Origin of the sequence: Shewanella sp. 38A_GOM-205m (assembly GCF_000518445.1) — a bacterium.
In the GTDB taxonomy this organism is placed as follows: domain Bacteria; phylum Pseudomonadota; class Gammaproteobacteria; order Enterobacterales; family Shewanellaceae; genus Shewanella; species Shewanella algae.
In genome coordinates this window covers 1-9968 of sequence record NZ_JADP01000048.1, presented here as the reverse complement: position 1 = coordinate 9968, position 9968 = coordinate 1, and the positions used below count along the sequence as shown (strand labels likewise).

General features: G+C 48.0%; 8 protein-coding genes. All 8 read right to left on the bottom strand.

The window, feature by feature from the left end; all coding sequences use genetic code 11:
- A partial coding sequence (gene tssD, locus N512_RS0118710) for a type VI secretion system tube protein TssD (RefSeq protein ID WP_028781283.1) occupies positions 1 to 291 on the bottom strand: 291 nt, incomplete at its 3' end.
- A 345-nt stretch (positions 292 to 636) separates the two neighbouring features.
- Positions 637 to 1725 (bottom strand): hypothetical protein, encoded by a 1089-nt coding sequence (locus tag N512_RS0118705; RefSeq protein WP_037475583.1) that lies wholly within the window; start codon positions 1723 to 1725, stop codon positions 637 to 639.
- 96 nt (positions 1726 to 1821) lie between these two features.
- Positions 1822 to 2613 (bottom strand): hypothetical protein, encoded by a 792-nt coding sequence (locus N512_RS0118700; RefSeq protein WP_028781281.1) that lies wholly within the window; start codon positions 2611 to 2613, stop codon positions 1822 to 1824.
- 111 nt (positions 2614 to 2724) lie between these two features.
- Positions 2725 to 3513 (bottom strand): hypothetical protein, encoded by a 789-nt coding sequence (locus N512_RS0118695; protein ID WP_028781280.1) that lies wholly within the window; start codon positions 3511 to 3513, stop codon positions 2725 to 2727.
- Between the two features lie 26 nt (positions 3514 to 3539).
- A complete protein-coding gene (locus tag N512_RS0118690) occupies positions 3540 to 4346 on the bottom strand; it encodes a hypothetical protein (RefSeq protein WP_028781279.1) in 807 nt (268 codons plus the stop codon).
- A gap of 22 nt (positions 4347 to 4368) precedes the next feature.
- On the bottom strand, positions 4369 to 7935 hold the full coding sequence (locus N512_RS0118685; RefSeq protein WP_028781278.1) for a toxin VasX: 3567 nt from the start codon (positions 7933 to 7935) through the stop codon (positions 4369 to 4371).
- Positions 7922 to 8881: a DUF4123 domain-containing protein gene (locus N512_RS0118680; RefSeq protein WP_028781277.1), complete on the bottom strand. Its 960-nt coding sequence runs from the start codon at positions 8879 to 8881 to the stop codon at positions 7922 to 7924. Before N512_RS0118680 ends, N512_RS0118685 begins: the two co-directional genes overlap by 14 nt.
- Positions 8868 to 9968: type VI secretion system Vgr family protein (locus N512_RS23385; RefSeq protein WP_037475577.1), on the bottom strand; the 1101-nt coding region annotated here is incomplete at its 5' end. The genes N512_RS23385 and N512_RS0118680, both read right to left, overlap by 14 nt.

Sequence of the window (9968 nt, the reverse complement as noted above, 5' to 3'; positions counted from 1 at the left end):
CTTCAGCTCAACCTTGTTCAGCTTCTCACCGGATGACAGCGAGTTGTACATCAAAGGCACTGCCTTGTTCAGCGCCACGGTGAACTTGAACGGCTTGTGCACCCGTTGACCCGAAGGCATACCTGACTGTGGGTCGGTCGGCACTGTCACCACATGGTTGAATTCCTGAACCAGCATCTCGTCTTCATGACCTTCCACAAAGATGTCGCCCACTGACTCGGCCGTAAACGCGCCTGCGGTGATGTTGCCCTGGGTTTGACCTTCGATGGAGATATAACATGGTGTTGGCATGGTTAATTCCTTTTACTGTTGAATGAGTGATAAAACCTCATCAGCCAATGCCAGAAGCATGCCAAATCGTAAGCCACTGTTTTACAACAACATCCAAACCCACCCCCACTCTCCGGGCAATTTCTTGCCCGAACCCGGGCAATTTTTTGCTCGCCGGGCAAGTTTTTGCCCGAAGAGAGTGGCCCGAAAGAGTTGCCAGAAGGAATGTCCCAAGGAATAAGCTGAAGTCGACTGGCTTTAAGAGCATTCCTGTAAAAGTCTTAGAGAAGGTGTGAATAAGCCCTGGTGGCGTTCACTTTTACAATTTGGGATAGCTCTGGGGTAAATTAGCTCGTCGTCATAGCCCTAGGCGGCTGGTTTGACAAAATCCCCCAGAGAGCCTCCGGCTTGGTAGTGCGCGGTGATTTCCGCTTTTAAGCGAACCAGCTCAGCGCTGGGCTGGGCCCATTCACTTTCAGGCAACGGCTGAGACCAGGCCTCCAGTGCTGCGGTGGGTTTAAAGGTGGCAAGGTTTTGGGCCCACTCTGATACCCAATAGGGAAACTTCCACAGGCAAAACACATTCACCAGATAAAACCATACCATGCCCGCATAGGAAGTACTGTGCAGACCCCACTCCATCCAAAACAGGTTTTTCGGCCCTATCTTAAAGTGTTCGTGCAGCAACTTGCGATGCTCATCAAAGCTGTGTCTATCTTCCGGTTGCGCCGCTGAGGCCCAATATTCCGGTGCTTCATCCATATAACAGCGCATAGTCTCCCAGGAGAGCTGCGCTGAGGCCACTGTGGCAACCGGCCGGGTCAGCATCCAGTAGTTGTCGCCATGGGGCAAAGCCATCCCAAAGGTCACATTGGTCATCACATTGGTGCCGGTGGCGCCCTTATGCATGGCGACCCAGGACACCACCTCCTCCCAGGGGATAAACTGCGGCTGTTTGCTGCCCTCGGGGTAGTAGCACACCTCACGCCGCTGGCGGTTAAACCTCAGCGGCCGCTGGCGGGCAGCTTTCAGCGATGTGCTGATGATGACATAGCCGCCTAAACAGAGGGCAACGGATGTGCAAATAATGGTGAATGGTAACAACTCAATCACAGATTCAACAAAGTAATGCCAAAACGAAGCCTGTCCGTCATTGATAATATAATCCTTACGCGCTATCAACAGGCTGGTAGCCATTTGTACAAAAAGGAAAAAGCTTATACAGCCAGTGTACAACTGCACCTGAAAGGCCTTGCCATGACTGGTTCCGCCTATGTCCATATAAACATCATTGATTTCCAGTACCTCGCCCGAGGGGCCAAGTGCAGATGAAGCGATGGCCGAAGGCAGGGGTTTGGGGGAGAAAAACAGCGCCTCGCCTAGGGGAAAGGGGCGCAGCTCCCCTGCATAAGGGGGAGTGGCATTAAGATCTAAGCTGGCTGATGTTTCGCTCATAATTGACTCTTTGCCTATTGACGCACTTTCAAATGGAAAATAGGAGGATTACCGTTCAAGGAAGGCACTCAAAACAACCACAAGAAAAATCTCACATCAGTAAATTTCGAGTGGTTCATTGAGCACCTTAGCTTCAGGAAGTTTATTTATCATCAATTGTTTTACTTGGTCAAAATTTTCTTCTGTACAGAATACGATCGCACCTCGACTAAGATCTTTGCTGTATATATCTATTATCCTACGACTTTCACAAATATTAATTATACTTAACTCGCTAGCAGCCTCTAAGCCTTTCTCATGCCAGAATACTGGAATGTAATGAGCATATTCAGGTTCACCATTGGGAAAGGGATAGAAACTTAACAAGGCTAACCCTCCCGCCCCAGCCAACAGCAATGGATTGACCATCAAGGCGATAGGGATCACCAAGAGTGCGACGCCTCTTAAGATAAAGAGAAATGACTCCGGCACCTCATTTTTATAACGCCACTTAGGGTAAGTTTTCACTTTATCCCTTAGAATACCGGATTCGGTGATTTTATAGGCCACACTGTGGTATTGACTCCTGGAGACATAATACAAAACCATAACCATTGAAAACATGAGAAAAACCATCATAAATACGGCTTTCAGTGATTCATAACTAGGAGGTGTACTGCTCATCAAATTACCAAAAAGAAAAATGCCCCCAGGAATCCCACAAAAGACACCTAACACTTTCAAGTGATGCACTAACTGGGAATCCTTCCAGAAAAAAGCTCTCTGTATAGTCCATTGAAACAGCGCCGGTTCCTGTTCCAGTTTATCAATCTCTGCCTGTGGAAAGGCGCCCTCTTTAACGTAAGGATAATACTCAATATAATCTGGTCGCTTAATTAACAGACTCAAACTATTACCCTATTAAAAACTCTAACACCAATCGATTATGACTATGCTGGATATAGTCAGGTCGCTTTACTAATTGGCTCATCATCCGTCCAACTTAATTGAAAAATAATTTCAGATTGACTTATCTTCAATCACCTTAGCCTCAGGTAATTTCTTCAGCACAAACGCTTTAACTTCCTCATAGTTTTTTTGTGTGCAAAATATTCTTCCACCATTACTTAAATCAGCACATCTCACGTGAATAGTGCGTCTTATCGGATTTAGATAAATTTTACTCAGTCTTTTTTCATCAGAAATTCCATTCTCGTGCCAAAAAATTGGAATATAGTGGGCCTTTTCAGGCTCAGAAGGCTCTACCTTTTTAAAACTCAATAATGCCAGACCACCGACACCCACCAATAAAAATGGGTGTACTATCAAGGCAATCGGTACCAGGATCAGTGCCATGACCCGTAACACCCACATCAAACCTTCCGGGTTAATGGCGCGATACCCCCACCTTGGACAGAGTTTAACCTCATCCCTTAAAAAACCCGACTCGGTGATCTTATATGCTACATGGTGATATTGAAGCCGAGTGAAATAATAAATTATCAATAAAATCGAAGAAAGGAAAACGCCAATACCGATAACTGAATTCCAATCATCAGGTTGTGGATTTTCTGATGCTAGATTTATCAATGAAAAAAACAACATGGGGATACCTGCAAAAATCCCCCAAATCATTAAAATCGATGCCAAACCACTAAATCGATGAAAAAAAGCCCTTGGCATAGTCCACTGAAAGATGGCCGGTTCGTCTTCAAGCTTGGTAATATCGGCTTGGGTGAACCAGCCTCTTTCCAAACCATCTTGGCTATACTGAATATAATCTGGTCTTTTTACTAATAGGCTCATCATTCGTCCAACTTAATTTAAGTAATAACTCAAATCGACAACTCCTCTTTAACCACCTTGGCCTCTGGTAATTTCTTCAGTACAAACGCTTTAACTTCCTCATAGTTTTCTTTGGTGCAAAATATCGCACCACCATTACGCCAATTTAAGCTTCTGACATGAATAATGCGTCTTCGCGGACTGAGATTAATGATACTCAGTCTTTCTTCATCAGAAATTCCATTCTCGTGCCAAAAAATTGGAATATAGTGAGCCTTTTCAGGCTCAGAAGGCTCTACCTTTTTAAAGCTCAACAATGCCAGACCACCGACACCCACCAATAAAAATGGATGTATAACCAGAGCTATCGGCACAAGGATAAGAGTCATGACCCGTAACACCCACATCAAACCTTCCGGGTTGATGGCGCGATAACCCCACCTTGGGCACAGTTTAACCTCATCCCTTAAAAAACCCGACGCGGTGATCTTATATGCTACATGGTGATATTGAAGTCGAGTGAAATAATAAATTATCAATAAAATCGACGAAAGGAAAACGCCAATACCGATAACTGAATTCCAATCATCAGGTTGTGGATTTTCTGATGCTAGATTTATCAATGAAAAAAACAACATGGGGATACCTGCAAAAATCCCCCAAATCATTGAAATCGATGCCAAACCACTAAATCGATGAAAAAAAGCCCTTGGTATAGTCCATTGAAAGATGGCCGGTTCGTCTTCAAGCTTGGTAATATCGGCTTGGGTGAACCAGCCTCTTTCCAAGCCATCCTGACTATACTGAATATGATCTGGCCTGTCGGCCAGTTGGCTCCTTTTGTTCCCTTGTTCCACTCAATTCTCCTTGCTACTAACCCTAAAAGATAATACCTATGGCTTCTTTGGGTTCAGGAAATGTAAACTTGCCCTCTTCTTCCTGCAGCTTACCCCAAACACCTAAAATTTGGCTTAAACTTTTGGGTTGTAACTTGTAGTGCCAGGTTTTATCTATGTTACGTTGCCTTGGGCGGTTGATACTCAACCATAACTCTGACTGCGACTTTAATGGATTTTCAAATAATTCAGCCGGAGTTAAAGGTACATACATCAACCAGTATTGACTATTGTTTTCTGCAATATAGCTATCATCTATCTCATCCCAGGTCTCAGGAAAGCCATTTTCAATGAGATTTCGGACTGCCTCTGGGGTAACTGCTATTGCTTCCATTCCGTCCCAATCAGAATTGGTAATTTGAGTTGCTCCCCATAGAGTATATTCATGATAGACTTCCGCCAATTCAATATGAGTCCCTGCTGTTGGCAGGTTGAACAGTAGCCAGCAACCGGATACCGTTTCGCGGTTTAATAGCTGATTTGGAATGCTGGATTTTTCCAGGATAGCGGCCAGTTTCGATGAGCAAGATGGCTGCATATAAACGGCGGGCTTTAGCAATATATCTTGCAGATGTTGGAATGCCTCTTGGGGGGTATCTTGCCACAGTGGAGAGGTGCCAAAATCACTGTGATCCAACCATTTGTCGATATCGTCGCGCGAAAAAAAGATAAATGCAATGGAAGATAACAGGTAAGCCACACCGGCAATTGCCAGTATTGGAAGGATAAGCGGTGAACCAGCAATAAAGCCGAAGGCTGCTAGAGCTTGAATCGCCATGCCGCCAAGACTGACTGCAAGTGAGGCTTCTTGGACCCATTTCAGCGATCTTTCCACAACATTCAAATCTGCCGGATTCTCGCCCCAAAGCCCCAGTTCCTGGCCAATCTGAGCTATTTCATAAGCATTTGCTACTGCTGAGGCAACACCCAAGGAAAGCGCTGCCATACGGAAACTCCTCAATACCTTGGCAAATTCAATGCCATGAACATCAGTAGCCTGCTTAAAAGAGAGTTTAAATAACGGAATAACCCGTCGATTAAATTCATATGTCACTTTATAGATGTTTTTCCCTCCTGATTGTGCCACTGTTTGCTTGATCTTGGTCAGCAGAGGATCATACCAAATAGCCGCGATACCAAAGGCGACAAGATAACCTGTATTGTAAATCAACGTATGAAGCTTTTTACTTTCGGCATCGGAACTGTCGAACGTAAAGGAGTCCCAAGAGTACTTCTCTGGCATAGGTGTATATAACAAGTTGAGATATCCAAGTAAAATAGCCGTTCTGCCCAAGGTAATGTGGCTTGCCAGCTTTTTGCCTTTATCCAGATAGCCTTTTATCCCTTCAGAGAGTTGGCGTCGGCTTTCCAGTGTCACCGCCTGTTGCTTGGCAGCAGCCCAATAGGGCTTCTCTTCCACAAGCAGTTGAAGTGCTTCTTCTGCCTCGGAGATTTCACCGGTTACTTTTTGTAGTTTGTTTCTAAATTCTTTACCTTTGCCTGCAGCTCTTCTGACTGGTTTCTTTCGTCCCTGCTTATAAGTTTTCTTATTTTTCTTTTGTTTCCTTTTGGCGTCCTTAGTCTTTTTATCAGCATTGCCAATTGCTTTTTTCAGATTGCTTTCTTGTTTTTTCAAGCCCCCTACTTTTCCTTCCAAAGCAGAAAGCTTTTCCTGATAAGTCTGAAAAGCTTTTTCATAGTCAGAAAGCTCTTCAATTTTAAGTGGGATATCTTCAACAAAAGAGTTAATCAGCAGTGATTGCAACATTAAGCCGGTTGAATGGGTAGAGATCCCCTTTTCCCCCCGAAACAGAGGGAAAATGGCTTCCAGTACATGCGACCAGCCTTGGGAGGTTTTATCGGCAAAGGCTTGTCGCATTGCATCCAACGTCTTGTGGACATCTTGATGCAAATCGGTAGCCCATTTGTGCTCTATAAACGGCAACTCATTAAATGCCGCTTTAACCTCGTTCATCCTTAATACTGCGTTGTTACTTACTGATACTCCGGTTGCCGACAACAAAGCCGCCGGTTTTTGTAGGTGTCCGTTGAGCTCTTGGTGCAATAAGGGGTCAAAACCGCTCGTGGTCAGAGCAATCAACGCCTGAGCCTTGGAGGCACTCGAAAACGCACTGGCAAGAATGTCTCTTTTTGCATCATCAAGAAACATCACCAGCAACTGTAGACTGTCGCTCATCCAAGTTGTTAAGCCCTCTTGATGGCTGGGATGATGACAATCTGCTCCTAATACTCTGGCATCGGCCTGAATATGAAAGTGGCAATCAAACAGCTCATCCACCCTAGGCCCAATCTCTTCCATTAATGCGCTATCATGCTGCAAGTGTTTTGTCAGAAAACTTTCCGCTTTCTGCATATTGGCATATTTACGCCTATCCCTTTCAGCCTCCCAACGAGGCAAATCCAGATTCCAGGCCGAGCCATATTCGGCAGCAAGCTCTTGTTCAAGCTTCAAGAATTCATCAGGTGATACAATGCCTTTTGCTCCTTGAGCGGCATAAATCCTAAGCTGATCTTCATATCTGTTTACGGCTTCCCGATAATCAGTCAGTTTATCCAGATAACGGTTGATTGCCAGTTCATTCCCTCTGACTTTTGGCGGCAACTTATCATTGTGTAGCCATCCATCCTCACCGAGCATATCAAGACCGCCACAAATCTGAACTACCGCTTTGGCATTCATCCGGCGATACATTTCATCCTCATTAAACTCATGCATCTGTCCGGATAGATAAAAGGTTTGAGAGGCGATATCACAGATATCCGACCAAATATCATCCAGTGCGACCATCAGGGCCGAGTCTTTATCGCTTATAGGGCCTAGGTAGGTAGTCAGGGGCTGAACCGGCTTACCGCTGATCTTTTCATCTCCCTCCCCTCTGTCTTGCAGGGAAGGAACCGCCAGAGGGAACTTGGCCTCGCCGGCAATATCGGCAACCTGGCTCAACACCTTGATTGGGGCAGTATGGGGCTCTGCCATAGTGCGGCAAAATCCAGGCAATGACAGCTTGCGTCCCCAACGACGCTGGGCTTCGCCATTGCTGCGATAATGCTCCAACATGGGCCAGGAGCACCTTAGCTGGCTGAACATCAAATACAGCTCAGAGCCGCGGTTATATTCCAGATAGACTTTAGGCTCCAGCGCTGTACCGCGCTCGCTGAGCGGTTTGTCGGCCTCGTTGTCGCCAAACTGGTAACGGATCAGCTGAGGTCCCTTGACTTCATATTCGTGCAGGGTCTTTTCGGTTTGGTTCCAGACATAAAGCCAGCCGTCGGTAAGCTGACGCAGGGTGTAGCTATTACATTTGAGTTGTTTGCTGAAGTAGCCACCGGGGAAGTTACCTTCTGAAGGCAAGTTGTGCTTGGGGCAAGGCTCCGGCACCAACTGGAATTCATCCAAGGCATAACGCACAGGTACGATTTTGACGGTTTGCGCCTTGAGTGGGCAAGTTGCCAGTAAAGAACCGGCTTTAGTATCCGACTCTTGAGTGGCCTTATCGTTGGCATCCTGTTGTTGTCTATCGGCCGACATGGGTAACTCCTTGTAACGCATTGGCTCTTTGTTGATTTAACTGCTTGGCCAAATCTGCGGCTTGTGCCAAAGCCGTAGATCTGCCACTTCCCCGGGTTTGCATCAGGTTAATAATGCCGGCGTACTCTGATTGAGAGACGGGTTCATCGCTAGCCTGGTGCTGATCAAACAAAGCCCCGGAAGCACTGCTTGCCTGATTGCCGATAAGATTCTTTTCAAAGTCGGCACCGAGATAACCCAAAATATTGCCGTAAAGAAAAATGTCCCGCTCCGATTCCCACCCTTGCGCGGCGGCGCGCTCGGCAATAGCCAAGGTTCCCGCCAGGGAAACCGAACCGAACTCATCGGCAAAGAAGTGCCTCAAATGCTGCTGCAGCCTAAGACCAAATTGCTGCCAGCAGACCTGCTGCATCACCTTGAGGTGGTCATCGGTCAATTGAAAGCGCTGAGTTACCTCACTGGACTGAGCCGACTGAGGCACTCGGCAGTGCCAGTGTTCAGCAATAGTGTCATACACCCATACCCGGCCGAATATACCCGCCGGGAACAGTGCTTCCAGCGGCAGTTGCGCCGCCATAAAGCCCGCCAGCACTCTGGGATCCTGATAGCGAAATAATACCTGGTGGCCCAGCGGATGTTGCTGCAAAGGTAATTGCTGAAAATAGCGCAACAATTCAGCACTGGAGGAAGTTGACTCAAACAGCCAGACACTGTCCCGGTAGCAAAGCTGTTGCTCCAACCAATCCAACAACTGACTGTCGGCAGGACATTGCAGCAGCAAGGGTTGAATATCGCCGAGAGACTCGAACTGAGTCCCTTGATACAGGGGTAGCATAAAGACGCGGTTATCCAGCTGATACAGGGTCTGCGCCAGGTTTCGGTGCAAACAGGCATCCCAAAGCAGATACAGCTGCCCCTTGAGTCCAGCGAGATCAGGCAGGGGCATCTTCTTCCTCCGGCTGCTCGCAAATTTCGCACACACCTTTAGCCGTACTGGCAGCCAGCAGCAGAGTGCCACTCTGCTGGGATGGATTGGGCAAAATCACTTTTTCGCCTTGGGGCAACTCGGCAGCGGCCACTTCACCCGGAAGTTCCGGTGCCTTGCCGGCAAAGCCGCTGCCTGAGCCGGGGCTACCGCCCGAGTTGAGATTAACTGCCGCGCCGCCCAGGTGCACCCCGGCCGGGTCCACTTTGACGAAGCTGCCACCGGCACTGATGCTGATCTCGGCGCCGGCATCGAGCACAATTTTCCCCAATGACTTGAGATGAACTTCACTGCCCACCTCGAGCGCCTCTTTGGCGGCGACTTTCTGCTGATAGCTGCCATCCACTATCAGGTTCTTGTCGCCTGTTACCTGCTGACGGGACTCGCCCAACACTGTCAGGTGGTCGTTTCCGCCGATGCGGCTGCGCCTTTCATTGTCCACATCCAGATGGCTGTCGTGCTTGATATGCTCGTGCCTGTCATTCTCAGTCAGTAGGTTCAGGTCTTTCTGCGCGTGCAGGTAAATCTCCTCTTCACCCGCTTCATCCTCAAACCTCAGCTCGTTGCTGCCCTCGCCCTTGTGGCTCTGGGTCTTCAGCACTGTGCGGGTCTTGTGGGCCGGCAGCGCGTAAGGCACCTGGTTCACTGCATGGAAGGCCCGGCCGGTGATGATGGGTTGGTCCGGGTCGCCGTCCAGAAACGACACTATCACTTCATGCCCTATCCGCGGCAGTGCCATAAAGCCATACTGACCACCGGCCCAGCCCTGGCTGACCCGTATCCAGCAGCTGCCGTGCTCGTCCCCCTTGGCATATCTGTCCCAGGGGAATTGCACCTTCACTCGGCCGTATTCGTCACAAAATATCTCTTCATCCTTCGGCCCCACCACGGTCGCTATCTGCGGCCCCGCCATCTGTGGTTTGGCCTTCGGCTCCGCTTGCCATTGCATGGAGGATGGCACCGCCACTATCTCGTTACTGTAAGTGGTGCCGCGGCTGCTGTTGTCCTCTTCCGCCGCATTGCCCTGCTCGCCTGTGTGGCTGACGCC